We start from the raw sequence: 20,192 nt of genomic DNA, 5'->3' as shown, positions 1-20,192 counted from the left end.
AAATGTTTGAAAAAGTAAATCCAAAGCATCCTGATAAAATTGCAGATTGCATTGCAGGTGCTATTGTTGACCTAGCATATAAAAAACAAGACAAAGCAAAAGTAGCTGTTGAAGTTTTATTAGGTCATGGAAATTGTCATGTCATTATAGAGACGGATTGCAAGTTTGAAATAAAAGAAATAGAAGCAATTATTAAAAGAATAGCAGGAGATGTAAATTGTGATATAAAGATTGTAAAACAAGATACAAAGCTTGCTAAAAATCAAGAGGGTAAAATAAGATGTGGCGACAATGGAATTTTTAAAGGCGTGCCAACATCTAATGAAGAAAGAAGGCTAGGAGAAATAGCTAGAGAGATCTTCTCTAATCACCCACATGATGGTAAGTACATTTTAGATGGAGATAAACTCATTATTTGTCAATCGAATGTAGAATCAGAAACCTTACAAGACATTTATCCAAATGCAATAATCAATCCACTAGGTGATTGGACTGGTGGAACAGATGTCGATACAGGAGCTACAAATAGAAAAATAGGTTCAGATATGGGTAGAGCAGTAACAGGCGGAGGATTACATGGAAAAGATTTATCTAAAGCAGACGTTTCTGTTAATATCTATGCTTATCTAAAGGCTCAAAAAGAAAATAGAGAGGTTGAGCTCTCATGTGCTATTGGCGATGACGAAATAGATGGAACGCCATACTCAGAAATTGTAGCAATTGCAAAAGAGTATATTGACTCTATTGGTGGTTTTGAAGAATTTGCTAAGTGGGGGTTAATATGATAACGACAAAAGAGATGAAGCTTGTCGATATTGACAAATTAGTACCATATATAAACAATGCTAGAACTCACTCACCAGACCAAATAAGCAAACTAAGAGCATCTATTCGTGAGTTTGGTTTTATCAATCCAGTTATAATTGACAAAGACTACGGAGTTATTGCAGGTCATGGAAGAATTATGGCAGCTAAGGAGGAAGGAATAAAAGAAGTTCCTTGTGTCTTTGCAGATCACTTAAATGAAGCTCAGAAGAAAGCATACATTCTAGCTGATAATAGAATGGCACTCGATGCTGGTTGGGATGAGGAACTTTTAAGAGTTGAAATTGAGGCTTTAGAAGACTATGGTTTTAATGTTGAGCTTACAGGCTTTTCAAGTGAAGAGCTATCTAATATATTTGACTTAGATAGTGAGACAAAAGACGATGACTTTGATGTAGATAAAGAGCTAGAAAAACCTACCTTTTCAAAATCTGGAGATATATGGACCTTAGGAAAGCATAAATTGATATGTGGTGATGCTACTGATGAAAAAGCTTATGAAAGATTAATGGAAGATACAAAAGCTAATCTGATAATTACAGATCCACCATATAATGTTAATTACGAAGGGTCAGCTGGAAAAATTAAAAATGATAATATGGAGCAAAGTAAATTCTATGAATTTTTACTAAGCTCCTTTTTAAATATGGAGAAATATTTAGCTAACGATGGCTCTATATATGTGTTTCATGCAGATACAGAAGGGCTTAACTTCAGAAAAGCATTTCAAGATGCTGGTTTCTATCTTTCTGGCACTTGCATTTGGAAGAAACAGTCACTAGTTTTAGGAAGAAGTCCATACCAATGGCAACACGAGCCAATACTTTATGGTTGGAAGAAAAAGGGCAAACATAACTGGTACACTGGCAGAAAAGAGTCTACTATTTGGGAATTTGATAAACCAAGAAAGAATGGCGATCACCCTACAATGAAGCCTATTCCACTTTTATCATATCCAATTAAAAACTCATCAATGGCTAACTCAGTAGTACTCGATCCATTTGGTGGCAGTGGAAGTACCCTTATAGCTTGTGAGCAGACAGATAGGGTATGCAGAATGATAGAACTTGATGAAAAGTTCGTAGATGTCATTGTAAAAAGATACATTGAGCTTGTTGGCAGTGACGAAGATGTAAGCCTATTAAGAGATGGTAAAAAATATAAATACGAGCAAATAGACTTGACTAAATAGAGTGTTTGAGCAATATATGTATGTGAGGTGATTAGATGATTTCAAAGGAAATTATAAAAGATTTAAGAAAAACATATCCAGCAGGTGCTAGAGTAAAACTAATAAGCATGGAAGATGAGCAAGCACCTCCTGCTGGAACTTTAGGAACAGTATATGGAGTTGATGACATTGGATCGATTTTAGTTAAGTGGGACAATGGATCAACACTTAATGTTTTATATAGAGTTGATAGCGTTAAAAAGATTGAAAAATAGCCATTTATATTGAAAATATAACTTGACTTATATTGATTAGTACGGTAATATGTACACAACAAAAAAGGAAAAGGAGAGGAAAAAATATGGCATATAAAAACGTAGAAACTAAAAAAGACATTCAGGAGTTGATTGATTCATCAGCAATAACAATGGTTGGACTTTGTGAAGGCAAAAACGGAGATTTAGCATTTCAAGAGTACTTAAAGGACTATTTGGAAGACGACAATATTTACATTACAATGGGAAGAACGATAAATGAACTATATGGAAGTGACTTACCTAATGATCTAAGAATAGTAAGTTTAAAATATAAAAAGCTAGGAAGACTTCCAATGATAAGAATAGAAATCGGAGCAAAGTGGTTTGATGATTTCATAGATAATCTTTAAAAAATATTGAAAAATAGCCATTTATTTTGCAAATAATGCTTGACTTATAGCGATTAGTACGGTAATATGTACACAACAAAAAAGGAAAAGGAGATAAAGAAAATGAAAAAAATTGACATTTTAGAAAACCTTGAAACAAATGAAGATTTCAAAGAAAACAAAATCAACCACAGATTTTATTGGGCCTACGAAAAAGCTAAAAGAGCAGGACTTGAAAAACTAGACTTTGAAGAATTGGGATTTGAAAAAGACTACAAAGAAATTATAGAAAACCTTGAGAGATTTGAAATTAAAGAATTTACAATTTCAGACCAATCTACAGCACTTATGAATGAATTGCAAGCCTTCAAAAATAAGGGTTATTCCATAGTTGACCTAATCGAACAAGAAACAGGAAGAATAGACTGGAATTTTGAAACACAAGAAGATGAAAAAGAAATAAAACCTGCTTTAGTTTTAAGAAAGATTGAAAAATAGCCATTTATATTGAGAATAATGCTTGACTTATATCGATTAGTACGGTAATATGTACACAAGAAAAAAGGAAAAGGAGAAAACAAAATGGCAAAGAAAGAATTAAAAAACGAAAATTTACAACTTTTAGAAATCGCTAAGAAAAACTCATATGCAGTAGAAAACAGAGGAGATTTAGAAAAAAGAAATAACGACTCAGAAGACTTCTTAGACATTTCAGTATGGTCTTTAAAAGAAATGCTTAGAGAAGCGTATGAACTTGGCAAGCAAAACAAATAAAAAGATTGAAAAATAGCCATTTATATTGAAAATTATACTTGACTTATTCTTAGATGTACGCTAATATGTACACAAGAAATAAGGAAGAGGAGGAAAACAAAATGACAAGTTTTGAAAAAGATTATAAGGCAGCATTAGAAGGAGACGAAATTGAGGTATTAACAAGAAGAAAGAAAGAAATAGAAGATTTAGAAAAGAAACTAAGAGAAACAAGAAACAATTTTAGAGCTCAATGCATATATCAAGAGCTAACCCAACTAAGAGATGAATACAATAAAATAGACGATTTATTTTAAAATAAAAGACAAAACGAGTTAGGCTCTATTTGTCGTAGTGAACTAGCTAAAGGCTAGTATTTTTTATGCCCATTTTCAGAAAGGAGGACCAATGAAAAAGAAATACACACCAAGTAAATTCATGCTAGCAAACTCAAGATATGATAAAAAGAAGGCTGACTATGCTGTTACCTTTATAGAGTGTCTTAAGCACACAAAAGGTAGATGGGCAGGCAAAGATTTTAAGCTTATAGATTGGCAAGAAGAAATTATTAGAGATTTATTTGGTATTGTAAAAGAAACTGGTTACAGACAATTCAATACAGCATATATAGAAATTCCAAAGAAGATGGGAAAGTCAGAACTTGCAGCAGCTGTAGCTTTACTTCTTACGTGTGGCGATGGAGAAGAGAGAGCAGAAGTATATGGATGTGCTGCAGATAGACAACAAGCAACTATCGTTTTTGATGTCGCAGCAGATATGGTAAGAATGTCCCCTGCACTTTCTAAGAGAGTAAAAATACTAGCATCACAGAAGAGAATGATATATAAACCTACAAATTCTTTTTATCAAGTATTGTCGGCAGAAGCATATTCAAAACATGGATTTAATATTCACGGAGTTGTTTTTGATGAACTACATACACAGCCTAATAGAAAATTATTTGATGTAATGACTAAGGGATCTGGAGATGCAAGAACACAACCCTTATATTTTTTAATAACCACTGCAGGAACAGATACAAAGTCAATCTGCTACGAAACACATCAAAAGGCAGTAGATATTCTTGAGGGCAGAAAGACTGATCCTACATTCTACCCAGTTATTTATGGAGCTAATAGAGATGATGATTGGACTGACGAGAAAATTTGGTATAAAGCTAATCCCTCACTTGGCATAACTGTACCAATAGAAAAAGTAAGACAAGCATTCAACTCTGCTAAGCAGAACCCATCAGAAGAGAACTCATTTAGACAGCTAAGACTTAATCAATGGGTAAAACAAGCTATAAGATGGATGCCAATGGATAAATGGGATTTATGCAATTTTGCTGTCAATGAAGATGAATTAAAAGGTAGAGTCTGTTATGGTGGTCTAGACCTTTCATCTACAACGGATATAACAGCTTTTGCTTTAGTGTTTCCACCACTAGATGAAGATGATAAATTTCAGATACTACCTTACTTTTGGTTACCAGAAGACAATCTTGATTTAAGAGTAAAAAGAGACCATGTAAACTATGACTTGTGGAAAAGGCAAGGTTTTATACAAACAACAGAAGGTAATGTAGTTCACTATGGATTTATAGAAAAATTTATTGAAAATTTGGGAGAAAAGTATAATATAAGAGAAATAGCGTTCGATAGATGGGGAGCGGTTCAGATGGTTCAGAATCTTGAAAATATGGGTTTTACAGTAGTGCCATTTGGACAGGGCTTCAAAGATATGTCACCACCTACAAAAGAATTGATGAAGTTAACACTCGAAAGGAAAATAGCTCATGCAGGACACCCAGTTTTAAGATGGATGATGGACAACATATTTATACGAACAGATCCAGCTGGGAATATTAAGGCAGATAAAGAAAAATCCACAGAAAAGATAGACGGAGTTATTGCTACAATTATGGCACTTGATAGGGCTATAAGGTGTGGCAATGATACAAGTGAATCTGTTTATGATGATAGAGGATTGATTGTTTTTTAATATGGGTATAATTAAATAAATAAAAACATTTTTGAGGTGATATTCATGAGGAATAGAGAAGATATTATTCGTTTATGGTTTGATATGTGGATAAAAAAACAAGATTTAGGAATTAAAGATATTTTTGCTAATGATATTGTGTATACAGAAAGTTGGGGACCAAAGTATAATAATCGCAGTACACTCGAGTTATGGTTTAAAGAATGGAACAGTCGTGCAAAAGTTGAAACATGGGATATTGTACAATTTTTAGACTTTAAAGACCAATCAATTGTGGAATGGCATTTTAAATCAGTGATGAATAATGGGAAAATTGATGAATTTAATGGAATTTCTTTGGTTAAATGGGGTTTTGATAATAAAATAATAGAATTAAAAGAATTTGGATGTAATATAGATAATTATAATCCATATGCTTATGGAGAGATTCCTAAATTTAGAAAAGAAAAGTCAAAGTGGTTTTAACATATATTTATTCATGATATTTTTTTAGCATCTACATTAGTAGGTGCTTTTTTCATACCTACTTTTAGGAGGTGGTAATATAAACATTTTAAATTTAATATTTAAGTCGAGGGACAAGCCAAAAGACGGGGAGAGAATATCTTCATCGTCTTTTTTGTTTGGTAGAACAATTGTAAATAAGGAAGTTAATGAATTTACAGCTATGCAGATGACAGCAGTATATTCGTGTGTTAGAGTTCTTGCAGAAACTTTAGCTGGACTACCTTTACATCTTTACAAAAAAGAGAATTCTAGTTCTAAAAAAAAAAGCAAAACAACACTCTTTATATTTCTTATTACATGATGAACCAAATAGTGAAATGACTTCATTTGTATTTAGAGAAACATTAATGACACATCTTTTACTATGGGGTAATGCATACGCTCAAATAATAAGAAATGGAAAAAACGAAATTGTCGGTCTTTATCCTTTGATGCCAAATAAGATGACTGTTATGAGAAGTGAAGACGGAGAAATCTTCTATAAATACAAGTATAAGTATGAGGATGTTTATTTATTAAAAGAAGACGTTCTTCACATACCAGGACTTGGATTTGATGGACTTATTGGATATTCGCCAATTACAATGGCAAAAAATGCTATAGGCATGGCTATGGCTTGTGAAGAATATGGTGCCTCTTTCTTTCAAAATGGAGCCCAACCAGGTGGCGTTTTAGAGCATCCTGGTATCATTAAGGATCCTGAAAGAGTTAGGGAATCTTGGAATGCTGCATTTCAAGGACCAAAGAATGCAAACAAAGTAGCTGTACTCGAAGAAGGAATGAAGTATCAACCAATAGCTATTGCTCCAAGTGAGGCTCAATTTTTAGAAACTAGAAAGTTTCAGTTAAATGAAATAGCAAGAATTTTCAGAGTTCCACCTCATATGATAGGAGACCTAGAAAGGTCGTCTTTTTCAAATATTGAACAACAGTCACTTGAGTTTGTTAAATATACTCTCGATCCATGGATAATTAGATGGGAGCAATCTCTAGAGAGATCACTATTAACAAAAAAAGAAAAAGAAAACTATTTCATTAAGTTTAATCTTGATGGACTTTTAAGAGGAGACTATGAATCAAGAATGAATGGTTATGCTGTCGGAAGACAGAATGGGTGGATGAGTGCAAACGATATACGAGAGTTAGAAAATCTTGATAGAATTTCAGCTGAAGAAGGTGGCGACCTATATCTTGTTAATGGAAACATGCTACCACTTAATAAGGCGGGAGTTTTTTATGAAAAGAATGGAGGTAATGATTTAGAGGATGAAAAATAAAATATTTTGGAACTGGAAAGAGAATGAAAATGAACTCTATATAGATGGGGTTATAGCAGAAGAGTCTTGGTTTGATGATGAAATCACACCAAGGCTCTTTTTTGAAGAATTAAAAAATAAAAAAGGTGACATAACGGTATGGATCAACTCACCTGGTGGCGACTGTATAGCAGCATCAAGAATTTACACAATGCTTTTAGAACACAAAGGTAATGTAACTGTAAAGATTGATGGGCTTGCAGCATCAGCTGCTTCAGTTATCGCTATGGCAGGAACTGAAGTTTTAATGAGCCCTACATCTTTAATGATGATCCATAACCCGTTGACTGTAGCCATTGGCGATTCGAAAGAAATGCAGAAAGCTATAGAGATGCTTAATGAAGTCAAAGAATCAATTATAAACGCTTATGAAATCAAGACAGGACTTTCCAGAAAAGAGATTTCTGATCTTATGGATGGAGAGACTTGGTTTGATAAGAACAAAGCCATAGAGATGGGATTTTGTGATGGTACTCTAAGCGATAAGAGAAAAGATGAAAAAGTAACAAATATGGTCTTTTCTAGAAGAGCAGTAACTAATTCACTCATGACAAAAATAAAGAAAGAAGTAAAGAACCACTCAATAAACGAAGTGGAAGAAAGACTAAGTCAAATAAAAAATAAATGGAGGTAATTATATGACTTTAAATGAACTAATTGAAAAAAGAACAGAGGCATGGAACAATGCAAAGAATTTTGCTGATTCCAAAAAAGATGAGAACGGCTTAATGTCTGACGAGGACTTTAAGACTTACGAAGAAATGGAGAAGACAATCGAGAACTACTCTCGTGAAATTAACAGAAAAAAGAGGGAGGAAGAAATGGACAAAGACCTAGCAAAACCTACCACTCAAGCTTTAACAAACGAACCTACAGTAGGTAATGATGAAGAAATACCAATGAGATATAGAAACGTTTATAAAAAATCAATGATGAACGCTCTAAGATCAAACTTTAGAGATATTTCAAACGAACTAAAAGTTGGAGCAGACGAGAGTGGTGGATATTTAGTTCCAGATGAACTTGAGAAAGAAATAGTAAGTGGACTTGAAGATGAAAACATTATCAGAAAGCTAGCTTCAAAAGTTAAAACTTCAGGACTTCACAAAATAAATATTGCTGCTACAAAACCAGCAGCTTTATGGGTTGAAGAAGGTGGACAACTTACATTTGGTGACGGCAAGTTCGACCAAGTTTCACTTGATGCTCACAAGCTTCATGTTGGAGTTAAAGTAACAGAAGAGCTTTTATACGATTCAGCTTTTGATTTGGAAAGCTATATCACAGAAGAATTCACAAAAGCATTAGCTAATGCTGAAGAAGATGCCTTCTTAAATGGAGACGGTGTAAATAAGCCTACAGGAATTTTTGATGCTAAAAAAGGTGGAGAAATTGGAGTAACATCTAAGGCTGCAACAATAACATCAGATGAATTAGTAGACCTTGTTTATTCATTAGACAGACCATACAGAAAAAAGGCTGTATTTATTCTAAACGATGCAACAGTAGCTCAAATAAGAAAGCTAAAAGATGTTAATGGTGCATATATTTGGCAACCTTCACTAAAAGATGGAGAACCAGATAGACTATTAGGATATCCAGCATATACATCTGCATATGCACCAAAGGCAGAAAAAGGAAAGTTTGCTGTAGCGTTTGGCGATATTTCTTATTACAAGATTGGTGATAGAGGATACAGATCATTCCAAGACTTAAAAGAATTATTCGCTGGTAATGGTATGGTAGGCTTCTTAGGCAAAGAAAGAGTTGACGGAGTGCTAGTACTAAGAGAGGCTGTTAAGCTATTAAAAATAGGAACTACAGCATAGGAAAATGAGCATGATAACTCTTGATGAGGCTAAGACGTATTTAAGAGTTGATTTTGATGATGAGGATGAGTATATAAAGACGCTCATCCTTTCATCAATAGAGCATTGCAAAGAAATTGCAAGAGTCGATAGCGATGAGCAGCTTGCTACCCATAAAAATGCTAAAATTGCTGTACTATATATGATTGCATATCTTTATGAACACAGAGAAGAGGCTGACCACGCAGAGCTTAATTTAACACTTAGAGCTCTATTATTTGGTATAAGAAAGGCTGAGTTTTAATGAAGATAGTTGACCTTAATAAAAAAATAAAGATACAAAATAAGAAGCTTGAAATAGACAAGATTGGAAACCATAAATCTATTTGGAGTGACTATATTACAACTAATGCATATATATCCTTTCAAGGAAAAGGAGAGGCAGTATTTTTAGGCATGGAGCAAGATAGCTCTGATATATCTTTTACCATTAGATATCAGCAAAAATTAAAATCAATAAACTCTAGTGAATATAGAATTAGCTTCGATGAAAATATATACAATATACTATCAGTTGATTTTATGAATTATAAAAATAAGCTGATTAAACTAAGATGCAAGAAGGTGTCAAGATGAATGTGAAGATAGATAACTTAGCTAGTGAAATAATGAAAGGCTTAGAAGATTATTCTAAGATGGCTAGCGATGAACTGAAGAGTGAGGTTAAGAAAGCAGCTAAAAATATCAAACAAGATATAAAGGATACAGCTCCAGTTGGAAGGACTGGTAGATATGCAAAGTCATGGACTGTAAAAAATAATAGAGAGACTTCTAATTCAATCGAGCTTATAGTTCACTCAAGAGATAGATATCAGCTAGCACACTTACTTGAAAAAGGTCATGTGCTTAGACAGGGTGGCAGAGTAAAGGCAAAGCCTCATATAGCACCAGCAGAAGAAAAAGGAGTCAGGGAATTGGAAGAAAACATTATAAGGAAGTTAAAGAATGGATAGACTAATAAAAATTTTAGAAGAGATAGGACTTCCTTTTGCTTATTCGCATTTTGCTGAAGGAGAGAGTCCAGACCCACCTTTTATGGTATATCTGTTTCCAAAAAATAAACACTTTGGAGCAGATGGACTTGTTTATTATAAAAATACAGAAGTGAATCTTGAGGTCTACACAGATAAAAAAGATTTACAATTAGAAGAAAAAATAGAAGAAATACTTGATAGAGAAAAGATATACTATGAAAAATCAGAAGTATGGATTGAATCTGAAAGGCTGTATGAAGTTCTCTACGAGTTTACTTTAAAGATAAATTATAAGGAGGAATATAATGGCTAATAAAGTTAAATTTAACATATGTAATGTTCACTATGCTCTTTTCGATAAAACAGAAGATGGTACGATTAAATACAAAGAACCAGTGCCAATGCCTGGTGCCGTATCTATTTCATTAGAGCCTAATGGAGAGCCAGAAAGCTTTTATGCTGACGGGATAGAATATTACACAATTTCTAATAACATGGGTTATGATGGCGACCTAGAAATAGCACTAATTCCAGAGTCGTTTAGAACAGATGTTTTAATGGAAAAAGTAGATACAAATAAAGTTCTTATTGAATCATCTAATTCAGAGACAGCGAACTTTGCTCTTCTTTTTGAGTTTGATGGAGATCAAAAGAAAATCCGTCACATCATGTATAACTGCTCTGCTGCAAGACCAAAACTTGAAGGAGAGACAAATGAAGAGTCAAGGGAAGTTCAACCAGAAACTTTATCAATTCAAGCAAGACCTCTTCCAAATGGAAATGTAAAAGCAAGAACAGGAGATTCAACAACCAAGGAGACTTACGAAGGATGGTATAAGTCAGTTTATATGCCTACAGAAACTGCAGTAACACCTACAAAAGCAAGTGTAGGAGGAAAATAGTAATGGCATTAACAAAAACAATAGAGATTGACGGCAAAGATGTTGTCTTTCGTGCATCAGCAGCAATCCCTAGAATATATAGAATAAAATTTGGCAGAGATATTTTTAAAGACCTAATAGAACTAGAGAGGTCAATAAAAAAGAATGATAAAAATGAATCTAACCTTGACATAGGTTCGTTAGAATTGTTTGAAAATATAGCCTATGTAATGGCTAAGCATGGGGACAAATCTGTTCCAGATAGCACAGAAGAATGGTTAGATAATTTCTCAACATTTTCTATATATCAAATCCTACCTCAGCTAATAGAGCTATGGGGACTTAATATAAAGATGGAGGAAAAATCTAAAAAAAAGTAAGACCGACAGAAAGACCAATGACTACACCCTTATTTTTACTAAGGGCAGTGGAACTTGGTCTTTCTGTTTCTGACTTAGGTTTATTAACCATTGGACTTGTAAACGATATGTTTATTGAAAAAAGTAATGATGATTACAAGTATAAAGAAGTAGCGACACAAGACGATTTTGACAAATTTTAATGAATAAACTATTTAAGCATCGTTAAGCGATGGATATTTTCATATAAAATTAAGGAGGTGAGATATTGGCAAATAGAGTAAAAGGGATTACTGTTGAAATTGGAGGAGATACCACCAAGCTTCAAGAGGCACTAAAGGCAGTAAATACTGAGATAAAACATACCCAGTCTGAACTTCGTGATGTAAATAAACTTCTTAAACTTGATCCTGGCAATACTGAGCTTATCTCACAAAAGCATAAACTTCTAGGACAGACATTAGAAGAAACAAAAAACAAGCTTAATTCACTAAAAGAGGCACAGAAACAAGCAGAACAGGCTCTAGCTGAAGGCAAAATCTCACAAGAGCAATATGATGCCTTAAAAAGAGAGATCATAGAAACAGAACAAGCACTTAAATCTCTTGAAAAGCAAGGTGCAACAACTAATCAAACATTACAAAATGTAGCTATTGCAGGAGAAAAATGGCAAAACACTGGACAGAACATAGAAAATGTCGGCAAAAAGATTATGCCAGTATCTCTCGCTGTAGCTGGACTTGGTGCAGTAGCTGTAAAAACAGCAGCAGACTTTGATTCTGGTATGTCAAAGGTAAAGGCTGTATCTGGAGCAACTGGCTCTGATTTTGATGCTCTTTGCAAAAAAGCAAGAGAAATGGGTGCGAAGACAATGTTTTCAGCTAGCGAAGCTGCAGATGCTATGAACTATATGGCAATGGCTGGATGGAAAACTAAGCAAATGATAGATGGTATTGATGGTGTTATGAACCTTGCTGCAGCCAGTGGCGAGGATCTAGCTACTACCTCAGATATAGTTACAGATGCTCTTACTGCCTTCGGATTAAAAGCAGAAGATTCATCTCATTTTGCTGACGTTCTTGCAGCTGCATCTTCTAATGCCAATACGAATGTTTCTATGATGGGTGAAACATTTAAGTATGCTGCACCAATCGCTGGAGCTTTAGGATACTCAGTAGAAGACATGGCTGTAGCTATAGGTTTGATGGCAAACTCTGGTGTTAAAGGCTCGCAGGCAGGTACTGCTCTAAGATCTGCATTGACAAGACTAGCATCACCAACTAAAGAAGTTTCAAATGGTATGGCTATGCTTGGTTTAACTGTAGAGGATATTCAAGGATTGTCACTTGACGAAACATTGATGACATTTAGAAATGCTTTTGCTAGTCTAGATGGAACTCAACAAGCACAGGCTGCTTCATTGATATTTGGCAAAAATGCTATGTCTGGTATGCTTGCAATAATTAACGCTAGCGAGCAAGATTACAATAATTTAAGTGATGCTATATATAACGCTGACGGATCAGCTGAGAAGATGGCAAACACTATGCAGGATAACTTAGGCGGACAGCTTAAGATATTAAAATCAGCTTTAGAGGAATTAGCTATATCATTTGGAGAGCTTTTGATGCCTGCAGTTAGAGGCTTAGTAGATTTCTTGACTAAGCTTGTAAATGGAATAAATGCACTACCAGAGCCTGTTAAAGGTATTATTGCAACCATAGGAGTTTTAATTGCTGCTATTGGTCCTATTCTTGTTATAGTAGGCAAACTTGTATGGTCAATTGGTACGATTATGACACAAGGTCCACTAGTAGTTGGAGCCTTTGCAAAAGTAGCTGGCTTTGTAACTGGAACTATTATCCCTGCTATAACAGCTGTCGTATCAGCAATAGGTATAGTACCTATTGTAATAGGTGCTGTAATCGCTGTTTTAGTTCTTTTATGGAATAAGTGTGAATGGTTTAGAAATGGTGTTATTGCAGTTTGGGAAGCAATAAAAGAAGCGACAATAACAGTATGGAATGCAATAAAAGATTTCTTTTCTGAACTTTGGAATTCAATATCTACAATATTTACTGATACGTGGGATGCAATAAAGAATACAACGACTACTGTTTTTAATAGCATCAGTGAATTTTTCAAAACAGCGTGGGAAAATATTAAGAATTTTGTAGTAACAAGTATTGAAAATATTAAAACAAGCATTGAAACAGTATGGAATGCAATTAGCACATTTTTCACTACAATACTTACAACGATATCAACTTTTATAAGTACAACATGGAATAACATAAAAACAGCAGTTGTTACCACTGTAAATACATTGAAAACAACGATTGAATCTATATGGAATGCGATAAAGAATACTATATCAACAGTTATTAATGCAATTAAAACATTTGTTATTAATACATGGAATAATATAAAGAATAGCGTTACTTCAGTAATAAATGGAATAAAATCAACTGTATCTAATGTATTCAATGCGATGTTTTCAACAATTTCAAATACAATGTCAAACATAGTTAATACAATAAAAACTGGCTTTAATAACGCAGTATCATTTATTCAAAACCTTATATCTAGTGCATATAACTGGGGAGCAGATTTAATTAATGGAATTATTAATGGTATAAAAAGTGCTATAGGTGGAATCGCATCTGCAGTTTCTAATGTAGCATCTACAATAAAATCCTTCCTGCACTTCTCAGTACCAGATGTAGGCCCATTAACAGATTATGAAACATGGATGCCAGACTTTATGAAAGGCTTAGCAAGAGGGATAGAAAAGACTAGAAATTTAGTCCAATCATCAATGAAGAATGTGGCAAGCGATATGGTTTTAAATCCAAGTTTAGCAACGGTTGGAGCAAGTGTCACTCAAGCTAGCTCGGTTGATATAGGAGGACAAATTAAAGCTGCACTATCAAATATTGACTTAAAAGCTGAACAATCTGGCGACATAGTTATACCTGTATATTTAGGAGGTACACTCCTAGATGAGGTCATAGTAAGTGCATCTCAAAGAAGAAATTTAAGAAGTGGAGGTAGGTAAATGAAGCATCAATCATATTTAATAATTGAAGGAGTAGACCTGCCTCTACCTAACTCTTATTCTATTGATTTTAGAGATATAGAGGCAGACACAGGAGGAGAGACAGAAGCAGGTACTATTCAAAGAGATATTATTAGAAGTAAAGTAGCTAGCATATCAGTTGACTTCTCATGTAGTCCCAAGCTAGTGAAAGTATTAAGCAAATTTACTAAGAAAGCTAAGTTAAAAGTTAAATACTTAGACACAGAAGATTTATCATTAAAAGATGCAGAGATGTACATTGATGGTTTTAAAACAAAGCTAGTGAAAGATACTTCATATAAAGGGCTTTGGAATGTATCGTTTTCTTTGGAGGAATATTAATGTATTCTACAAGTGCAGATTTTAAAACAGAAATAAAGAAAAATTCTCGTAGCTTTTATTGGACTGGCAATATCATTTTAAAAGATAAGAAAGTAATCCCTTTTACAAATAGTGACATATTAAAAGGATCTGGATATATTCACAGGTCGTGTTCAGGTTCATCAGAGCTTGAGATAGGAACAGTTTATGCTGCGGAGTTTGGCATCAGTTTATTTTCAAATATCGACAGATACAGCCTTGAAGATTCTAAGCTTGAGCTTTTTTATCATCAAGTTTTATCTAATGGAAAAGTTGAAACGATACCTATGGGAATATTTGATGTAACAGAAGCGAATAGGTCTAAGAAAATACTAGAACTTAAAGGCTATGACTATATGCTACGCTTTGATAAGAACTTTCCTATTACAGATACCTTTGGATCTGCGTACGACCTTTTAAGTCTTTCATGTGAAAAATGCAAAGTTAAGCTAGGAATGAGCGAGGACGATATAAAAGCCTTTGCTAATGGGCAGGAAGCCTTAGCAATTTATAAAGAAAATGATATAGAAACTTATAGAGACTTTATTCACTATATTGCATCAACACTGGGAGTTTTTGCTCAAATTAATAGAACAGGCGAGCTAGTTCTTATGAAGTATTCAGAAAAAGTTTCAACAAGCATTAATGCTAAGGAGAGGTTCTCATCTTCAATATCTGATTTTAAAACTAGGTACACAGCAATTAACTCAACGAATGCAAAGACTAAAATTGCAGAATACTACTCCTTGGATGAAGACAACGGCTTGACTATGAATCTAGGGATAAACCCACTTATGCAACTTGGACTTGAAGAGAAAAGACAAAGAATGTGTGAAGCTCTATTAAATGAAGTGACTAAAATACAGCACACACCTTTTGATATGGAAACAATAGGTGATCCTTCTCTTGATCTTGGAGATAGGATTGAAATAATATATTCCAATGAAACAATAGAAGGTCTGATTACAGATATTGAATATAAGATAAATGGAAAACACAGAATTATTGGTGTTGGAAAAAATCCATATCTTTCAAGAGCTAAAAGCAAAAATGATAAAAACATCACTGGTCTAATAAATCAGATTGAATCTGAGAAGCTAGTGGTGCATTCTTATTCTAACTATTCAGCTATCAATCTATCTACAACAGACACACCAATTATTAGAATTGAGTTTGCTTCAGATAAAGAAACAGAAGCATTATTTAATGCAACAATTTTATTAAATGTTATATGTGACACAGAAGAAAAACACAGGAAGGTAAAAAGAAAAGAAACTAAAAAAGTTGAGGTCCTTAATGACGAGAAAAAATCATTCAACCCACCAAAGTTTGAAAACAAAGAAGTTATTGAAGATCTTGAGCTTATAGAAACAGTTGAAGTTCCTACTCGTTTAGTTGTCACTTACGTTTTCAATGATACAAAAATTGAGCACCACATACCAAAGGAAACTTACATGAGTGGTGAGCATATATTAAACCTTTTTTATCCTTTGACAAAAATAAAAGAGAAAACAATGAATAACTTCTCAGTACTTATTAGGCTAGAATCTGGTAAGGCTATGATAAGCAAGGATAATGCTATAGCAGCAATATCTGGTCAATCACTAGGTTCTAATGAAGAGTGGGATGGAAAGATTAAGGTTGATGAAACTTGGAGCAGAGTTGATATATCTAAACTATTCATGTTTAGAGGTTTGAAAGAAAAATACGATATTAAAGTTGAAACTCCAAAAAATATAATTTTTAGTGAGAAAATACAGAAGACTAAGTATATAGGACTTAAAGTTGGATATCTAAATAACAACAATAATGCTGAAATATAATAAAAGGAGGAATGCTTATGTTTAAAGGTAAAGCAACTATCGAACTCACAGATGTTAATACTAGCAAGAAGGAAGTGTATGAGGAAGAGAACCTGGTAACCAATGCTGTAAAAGATCTTTTTAGCCTTAATCCTAGTGGTCTTATGTATCAGAATGAGTCTAGCACCACAGGATTTAAGGAGGAGTTGTTTCCAATAGCTAATAAATGTTATGGTGGAATACTTCTTTTTGAAGACCGCTTGGAAGAAGATCCAAATAAATATATAGTACCGTCATCTAATAATGTTATAGGTTTTGCTTCTGACAATGTAAATACTACAGATTATGAAAAAAGAGGATCTGCAAATTTAGCAGAATCTAAAGCTCTAGAAAACGGATACAAGTTTGTATGGGACTTTTCAACCTCACAAGCTAATGGCAAAATATCATCTTTAGCACTAACTCATTATAAAGCAGGAAGATTTTTTTATGGAAATAAATATGGAAGAAACGCATTATTATACTTAAACTCAGTAGGTAATAGAAACACTAGCTATGAAATACTTAGAATATATATAGGCATGGTGGAGGCTGATGTAAAGAATAATACTTTTACATCGATATTTTTAAGAAGCAATAAAACATTAGAAATAGTAAAATTTAAAGAAGATTATTTAAATATAGGTCTTAATAACCCGATGGCTGGCTATACTATGCAAAAAATTGATAAAAAAATAATTGATTTCAGTAAAATATGTGAAGATTTGTATAATTGGAAAAATTGGATATTTTTTGACGGCAAGGATGGTTACTGGTATGGTTTTACAAAAGATGGAAACCTTAGACGAGTCAAAATAAAAAAATCTGACTACAGTTATACAGTTGATAATTTTGATATTGGAAAAGTATCTCTTAATGAGTTTGGAACATACAATGAAAATACCAATGGGTATTGTAGTAGAACTATTTCTAGTGCTTTTAATAATGGTTATTTATACGTACCCGATTTTAATTCGATTAATATATATAAAATAAATATCAATAATCCTGTAGACATTGTGAAAATACCTCTTAATTTTAAGGGAAAAATTGCTTACGGTAGATATTGTAGTAATTATATGTATAAGCTAGGTGACTATATATTATGTTATAACTTTGAAATAAATTCAAAAGATGAAATTATTAAAAGTTTTAGCGATAACTACGAAGGAGTAGGATTAGACAATATATCAACTGAATTAATAGAAATAGGACCATTTAGATTAGGTTATGGAAAATATGATGATACATTATACAAAAAATTATATTTACACACGCCATATCTAGGTACAATTAACAATTTATCTACGCCAATATTAAAAACTGCAGATAAGACAATGAAAATAACTTATACATTAACAGAGGAGGAAGGAAATGAATAAAATTTTAGAAAGTCTCAAATACGTCTTTATAGTCATAGGTGGCTATATAGGCTTTTACTTAGGAAGCATTGACGCTTTTATCTACACCTTACTTGCATTTATAATAGCAGATTATATAACAGGTGTTTTAAGAGCTGGAGTAGAACGAAAGCTCTCATCAAGCGTAGGATTTAAAGGAATAGCAAAGAAGATTGTTATATTTATTGTTGTTGGTATAGCAAACTTATGCGATGTAAATTTAATTAAAGGTGATGGTACTATGATAAGAACAGCCATCATCTTTTTTTATATAGCTAATGAAGGTTTATCTATATTAGAAAATACAATGGCAATAGGTTTACCTGTTCCAGAAAAACTTAGAGAAATGCTTGAGCAGCTAAAGGAGGACAAGTAAATGTCAAACAGCTCACTAATCCAAGATAAGATACTATCTCCAAATCATAGTGGAAAGAGAAGTGAAAAAATATGCAAGATTGCAATACACCATGCTGCTGGAGTTATTAATGGAAGAAATTTAGCATCTCTATTTGTATCAAAAACAAGAAAAGCCTCAGCAAATTACTGCTTAGGATCAGATGGAGTTATAGTTCTTGGTGTTGATGAGCAAAATAGAGCTTGGACTACATCTTCATCTTGGTGCGACAACAGGGCAGTAACAATTGAAGTGGGAAATTCTACCTGTGCACCACAGTGGCTGGTGTCTAATTATGTATTAAAAAGACTTATTGATTTGGTTACAGACATTTGTAGAAGAAATGAAATTTATCCATGCACATATACTGGAGGAAAAGATGGTGTTTTGCAAATGCATAAATGGTATGCAAAAACAAGCTGCCCTGGTCCATACCTTTCAAATAAGCTAGCATTTATCGCTGACGAAGTCAATAAAAAACTAAGAGCAGACAATAACAAGCCTATGGAAGTATCAACAATGTATCGAGTAAGAAAATCATGGAAAGATGCAAAAAGCCAGATAGGAGCATTTAAGTATTTAGAACTTGCTAAAAGGTGTGTTAATAAAAATCCACAGTATAAAGTTTTTGACGATAAAGGTGCTATTGTTTATGAAATAAAAAATGATAGTAAAACAGATATGATTGCCAGAGAAGTCATTCGAGGACTTTGGGGCACGGGGAGCGAAAGAAAAAGACGCTTGCTAGAAGCTGGATATGATTATTATGATATACAGAAAAAGGTAAATGAAATAATTAAATAGTAAGCAAATGAGCCTAATGGGACTATACATCTCATAAAAATCTGATCCATTAATTTTTCGTAAGTGCACGTACACTTACTGTGCTTGCTACAAAAGAATAATTAGAGTAGCAAGCGTTAAGCGTGTATTAAAATTATTAATGATTATATCATACTTAAGTATGATTTTCTACTATTCATATTGACATAAAGAAGATAAGTGTATATAATGATAACAAAGTTATCATTATTCCGCAAAATTATAAATTGAGCAATTAGTCGAGGCGGTGAGGATATGACAGAAATTACTGGTTACGATTTAACACATAAAAAGATTATGGATAGTGGTAAAGTTAATTTTTTAAATGATGGTTATGAACGAGCTAATTTAAGAAAAATTTGCAAAGATGCTGGGGTTACAACGGGTGCTTTTTACAGGCATTTTAATGATAAAGAAGATTTATTTATCAGTTTAGTTGATCCATTGGCAAACGAACTTTTGGGTTTTTATAGCAAGTTTGAAGAGGAATCTTTTCAAAACATAGAAAAAAATTGTGGAGAAGATTTATCAAAAATTAACATTGAAGGGTCAATTGAATCTGCATTATATATGTTTAGCAAAAAAGATTTATTTAATCTTTTAATATTTAAATCATATGGTACGAAATATGATAATTTTATAGAGCTTCTTGTGGAAAAGGAAGATATAAACAGACATAAAGCGTTTCAGATTATTTCAAAGAAAAAGAATATAAAATCAGAAGTCCCTAAAGATGCAATGCATTTGTTAAACCATGCCTATATTAATGCGTTGTGTGAAATTATAATACATTCCCAAACAGAAGAAGAAGTAAAGTTAAACACAAGAATAATTTCGAAATTTTTTTATGATGGATGGGAGAAATTGAGAGGTTTTTAAATATAAGGGAAAGGGTATTAAACACCCTTATATTTTTTAAAGTAAAGATAACTAAGTTAGCTAATAAAGTTATCTATCATATGGAGGTGTTAAAGATGAAAGAAAAAAGGAAA

25 protein-coding genes and 1 pseudogene are annotated in these 20,192 nt (G+C 33.1%); all 26 read left to right on the top strand.

Annotation, left to right across the window (positions count from 1 at the left end; translation table 11 throughout):
* Positions 1–2 precede the first annotated feature (2 nt).
* The 26 genes and pseudogenes from AC1EJ0_RS06525 to AC1EJ0_RS06400 all read left to right on the top strand — a co-directional run bounded on the left by AC1EJ0_RS06525 (position 3) and on the right by AC1EJ0_RS06400 (position 20,079).
* A complete protein-coding gene (locus AC1EJ0_RS06525; protein WP_480023731.1) occupies positions 3–785 on the top strand; it encodes an S-adenosylmethionine synthetase N-terminal domain-containing protein in 783 nt (260 codons plus the stop codon).
* Positions 782–2,017: a site-specific DNA-methyltransferase gene (locus AC1EJ0_RS06520; RefSeq protein ID WP_480023732.1), complete on the top strand. Its 1,236-nt coding sequence runs from the start codon at positions 782–784 to the stop codon at positions 2,015–2,017. The genes AC1EJ0_RS06525 and AC1EJ0_RS06520 overlap by 4 nt, the downstream gene beginning before the upstream one ends.
* Positions 2,018–2,052: 35 nt before the next feature.
* Positions 2,053–2,271, top strand: coding sequence for a DUF4314 domain-containing protein (locus AC1EJ0_RS06515; protein ID WP_480023733.1), 219 nt, complete (start codon positions 2,053–2,055; stop codon positions 2,269–2,271).
* 86 nt (positions 2,272–2,357) lie between these two features.
* Positions 2,358–2,663 (top strand): hypothetical protein, encoded by a 306-nt coding sequence (locus AC1EJ0_RS06510; RefSeq protein WP_480023734.1) that lies wholly within the window; start codon positions 2,358–2,360, stop codon positions 2,661–2,663.
* Between the two features lie 102 nt (positions 2,664–2,765).
* The gene (locus tag AC1EJ0_RS06505; protein ID WP_480023735.1) at positions 2,766–3,140 is read left to right on the top strand and encodes a DUF7698 family protein; all 375 of its coding nucleotides are present in this window, start codon (positions 2,766–2,768) and stop codon (positions 3,138–3,140) included.
* 84 nt (positions 3,141–3,224) lie between these two features.
* Entirely contained in the window at positions 3,225–3,416 is a 192-nt protein-coding gene (locus tag AC1EJ0_RS06500) for a DUF6900 domain-containing protein (RefSeq protein ID WP_480023736.1), read from the top strand.
* A 101-nt stretch (positions 3,417–3,517) separates the two neighbouring features.
* Positions 3,518–3,712 carry a hypothetical protein gene (locus AC1EJ0_RS06495; protein ID WP_480023737.1) on the top strand — a complete coding sequence of 65 codons (195 nt, stop codon included), beginning with the start codon at positions 3,518–3,520 and terminating at the stop codon, positions 3,710–3,712.
* Positions 3,713–3,803: 91 nt separating this feature from the next.
* Entirely contained in the window at positions 3,804–5,399 is a 1,596-nt protein-coding gene (locus AC1EJ0_RS06490) for a terminase large subunit (RefSeq protein ID WP_480023738.1), read from the top strand.
* A 45-nt stretch (positions 5,400–5,444) separates the two neighbouring features.
* Entirely contained in the window at positions 5,445–5,864 is a 420-nt protein-coding gene (locus AC1EJ0_RS06485; protein WP_480023739.1) for a nuclear transport factor 2 family protein, read from the top strand.
* Between the two features lie 79 nt (positions 5,865–5,943).
* Positions 5,944–7,183, top strand: a pseudogene (locus tag AC1EJ0_RS06480) (phage portal protein).
* Positions 7,173–7,856, top strand: a complete 684-nt coding sequence (locus tag AC1EJ0_RS06475) for a head maturation protease, ClpP-related (RefSeq protein ID WP_480023740.1) — start codon at positions 7,173–7,175, stop codon at positions 7,854–7,856. The pseudogene AC1EJ0_RS06480 and the gene AC1EJ0_RS06475 overlap by 11 nt, the downstream one beginning before the upstream one ends.
* Before the next feature lie 4 nt (positions 7,857–7,860).
* On the top strand, positions 7,861–9,051 hold the full coding sequence (locus tag AC1EJ0_RS06470) for a phage major capsid protein (protein ID WP_480023741.1): 1,191 nt from the start codon (positions 7,861–7,863) through the stop codon (positions 9,049–9,051).
* A gap of 10 nt (positions 9,052–9,061) precedes the next feature.
* Complete coding sequence (locus AC1EJ0_RS06465; protein WP_480023742.1) at positions 9,062–9,334, top strand: head-tail connector protein; 273 nt, start codon at positions 9,062–9,064, stop codon at positions 9,332–9,334.
* Entirely contained in the window at positions 9,334–9,666 is a 333-nt protein-coding gene (locus AC1EJ0_RS06460; RefSeq protein WP_480023743.1) for a phage head closure protein, read from the top strand. Before AC1EJ0_RS06465 ends, AC1EJ0_RS06460 begins: the two co-directional genes overlap by 1 nt.
* Positions 9,663–10,043 (top strand): HK97 gp10 family phage protein, encoded by a 381-nt coding sequence (locus tag AC1EJ0_RS06455; RefSeq protein WP_019213977.1) that lies wholly within the window; start codon positions 9,663–9,665, stop codon positions 10,041–10,043. Before AC1EJ0_RS06460 ends, AC1EJ0_RS06455 begins: the two co-directional genes overlap by 4 nt.
* The gene (locus AC1EJ0_RS06450) at positions 10,036–10,377 is read left to right on the top strand and encodes a hypothetical protein (protein ID WP_480023744.1); all 342 of its coding nucleotides are present in this window, start codon (positions 10,036–10,038) and stop codon (positions 10,375–10,377) included. The genes AC1EJ0_RS06455 and AC1EJ0_RS06450 overlap by 8 nt, the downstream gene beginning before the upstream one ends.
* Positions 10,370–10,966 carry a major tail protein gene (locus tag AC1EJ0_RS06445; protein ID WP_019213975.1) on the top strand — a complete coding sequence of 199 codons (597 nt, stop codon included), beginning with the start codon at positions 10,370–10,372 and terminating at the stop codon, positions 10,964–10,966. The genes AC1EJ0_RS06450 and AC1EJ0_RS06445 overlap by 8 nt, the downstream gene beginning before the upstream one ends.
* Positions 10,967–10,968: 2 nt before the next feature.
* Positions 10,969–11,325 (top strand): hypothetical protein, encoded by a 357-nt coding sequence (locus AC1EJ0_RS06440; RefSeq protein WP_480023745.1) that lies wholly within the window; start codon positions 10,969–10,971, stop codon positions 11,323–11,325.
* Positions 11,326–11,342: 17 nt separating this feature from the next.
* Positions 11,343–11,507, top strand: coding sequence for a hypothetical protein (locus AC1EJ0_RS06435; protein ID WP_480023746.1), 165 nt, complete (start codon positions 11,343–11,345; stop codon positions 11,505–11,507).
* Positions 11,508–11,572: 65 nt separating this feature from the next.
* Positions 11,573–14,362 carry a phage tail tape measure protein gene (locus tag AC1EJ0_RS06430; protein WP_480023747.1) on the top strand — a complete coding sequence of 930 codons (2,790 nt, stop codon included), beginning with the start codon at positions 11,573–11,575 and terminating at the stop codon, positions 14,360–14,362.
* Entirely contained in the window at positions 14,363–14,725 is a 363-nt protein-coding gene (locus AC1EJ0_RS06425; protein ID WP_480023748.1) for a hypothetical protein, read from the top strand.
* Complete coding sequence (locus AC1EJ0_RS06420) at positions 14,725–16,566, top strand: hypothetical protein (protein ID WP_480023749.1); 1,842 nt, start codon at positions 14,725–14,727, stop codon at positions 16,564–16,566. Before AC1EJ0_RS06425 ends, AC1EJ0_RS06420 begins: the two co-directional genes overlap by 1 nt.
* Positions 16,567–16,583: 17 nt before the next feature.
* A complete protein-coding gene (locus AC1EJ0_RS06415) occupies positions 16,584–17,966 on the top strand; it encodes a hypothetical protein (protein WP_480023750.1) in 1,383 nt (460 codons plus the stop codon).
* The gene (locus AC1EJ0_RS06410) at positions 17,959–18,360 is read left to right on the top strand and encodes a phage holin family protein (RefSeq protein WP_480023751.1); all 402 of its coding nucleotides are present in this window, start codon (positions 17,959–17,961) and stop codon (positions 18,358–18,360) included. Before AC1EJ0_RS06415 ends, AC1EJ0_RS06410 begins: the two co-directional genes overlap by 8 nt.
* On the top strand, positions 18,361–19,182 hold the full coding sequence (locus tag AC1EJ0_RS06405) for an N-acetylmuramoyl-L-alanine amidase (RefSeq protein WP_480023752.1): 822 nt from the start codon (positions 18,361–18,363) through the stop codon (positions 19,180–19,182).
* Between the two features lie 273 nt (positions 19,183–19,455).
* Positions 19,456–20,079: a TetR/AcrR family transcriptional regulator gene (locus tag AC1EJ0_RS06400; protein ID WP_019213966.1), complete on the top strand. Its 624-nt coding sequence runs from the start codon at positions 19,456–19,458 to the stop codon at positions 20,077–20,079.
* Positions 20,080–20,192 lie beyond the last annotated feature (113 nt).

Source organism: Fenollaria sp. C0166D3, assembly GCF_056590255.1.
This window is presented reverse-complemented; position numbering and strand designations above follow the sequence as displayed.

Coding starts and splice junctions, on each gene's coding strand:
- AC1EJ0_RS06405 (WP_480023752.1), top strand. CDS start 18,361: ATGTCAAACAGCTCACTAATCCAAGATAAGATACTATCTCCAAATCAT.
- AC1EJ0_RS06490 (WP_480023738.1), top strand. CDS start 3,804: ATGAAAAAGAAATACACACCAAGTAAATTCATGCTAGCAAACTCAAGA.
- AC1EJ0_RS06525 (WP_480023731.1), top strand. CDS start 3: ATGTTTGAAAAAGTAAATCCAAAGCATCCTGATAAAATTGCAGATTGC.
- AC1EJ0_RS06515 (WP_480023733.1), top strand. CDS start 2,053: ATGATTTCAAAGGAAATTATAAAAGATTTAAGAAAAACATATCCAGCA.
- AC1EJ0_RS06470 (WP_480023741.1), top strand. CDS start 7,861: ATGACTTTAAATGAACTAATTGAAAAAAGAACAGAGGCATGGAACAAT.
- AC1EJ0_RS06425 (WP_480023748.1), top strand. CDS start 14,363: ATGAAGCATCAATCATATTTAATAATTGAAGGAGTAGACCTGCCTCTA.
- AC1EJ0_RS06460 (WP_480023743.1), top strand. CDS start 9,334: ATGAAGATAGTTGACCTTAATAAAAAAATAAAGATACAAAATAAGAAG.
- AC1EJ0_RS06510 (WP_480023734.1), top strand. CDS start 2,358: ATGGCATATAAAAACGTAGAAACTAAAAAAGACATTCAGGAGTTGATT.
- AC1EJ0_RS06500 (WP_480023736.1), top strand. CDS start 3,225: ATGGCAAAGAAAGAATTAAAAAACGAAAATTTACAACTTTTAGAAATC.
- AC1EJ0_RS06505 (WP_480023735.1), top strand. CDS start 2,766: ATGAAAAAAATTGACATTTTAGAAAACCTTGAAACAAATGAAGATTTC.
- AC1EJ0_RS06415 (WP_480023750.1), top strand. CDS start 16,584: ATGTTTAAAGGTAAAGCAACTATCGAACTCACAGATGTTAATACTAGC.
- AC1EJ0_RS06445 (WP_019213975.1), top strand. CDS start 10,370: ATGGCTAATAAAGTTAAATTTAACATATGTAATGTTCACTATGCTCTT.
- AC1EJ0_RS06450 (WP_480023744.1), top strand. CDS start 10,036: ATGGATAGACTAATAAAAATTTTAGAAGAGATAGGACTTCCTTTTGCT.
- AC1EJ0_RS06400 (WP_019213966.1), top strand. CDS start 19,456: ATGACAGAAATTACTGGTTACGATTTAACACATAAAAAGATTATGGAT.
- AC1EJ0_RS06485 (WP_480023739.1), top strand. CDS start 5,445: ATGAGGAATAGAGAAGATATTATTCGTTTATGGTTTGATATGTGGATA.
- AC1EJ0_RS06420 (WP_480023749.1), top strand. CDS start 14,725: ATGTATTCTACAAGTGCAGATTTTAAAACAGAAATAAAGAAAAATTCT.
- AC1EJ0_RS06410 (WP_480023751.1), top strand. CDS start 17,959: ATGAATAAAATTTTAGAAAGTCTCAAATACGTCTTTATAGTCATAGGT.
- AC1EJ0_RS06495 (WP_480023737.1), top strand. CDS start 3,518: ATGACAAGTTTTGAAAAAGATTATAAGGCAGCATTAGAAGGAGACGAA.
- AC1EJ0_RS06520 (WP_480023732.1), top strand. CDS start 782: ATGATAACGACAAAAGAGATGAAGCTTGTCGATATTGACAAATTAGTA.
- AC1EJ0_RS06435 (WP_480023746.1), top strand. CDS start 11,343: ATGACTACACCCTTATTTTTACTAAGGGCAGTGGAACTTGGTCTTTCT.
- AC1EJ0_RS06475 (WP_480023740.1), top strand. CDS start 7,173: ATGAAAAATAAAATATTTTGGAACTGGAAAGAGAATGAAAATGAACTC.
- AC1EJ0_RS06465 (WP_480023742.1), top strand. CDS start 9,062: ATGATAACTCTTGATGAGGCTAAGACGTATTTAAGAGTTGATTTTGAT.
- AC1EJ0_RS06440 (WP_480023745.1), top strand. CDS start 10,969: ATGGCATTAACAAAAACAATAGAGATTGACGGCAAAGATGTTGTCTTT.
- AC1EJ0_RS06455 (WP_019213977.1), top strand. CDS start 9,663: ATGAATGTGAAGATAGATAACTTAGCTAGTGAAATAATGAAAGGCTTA.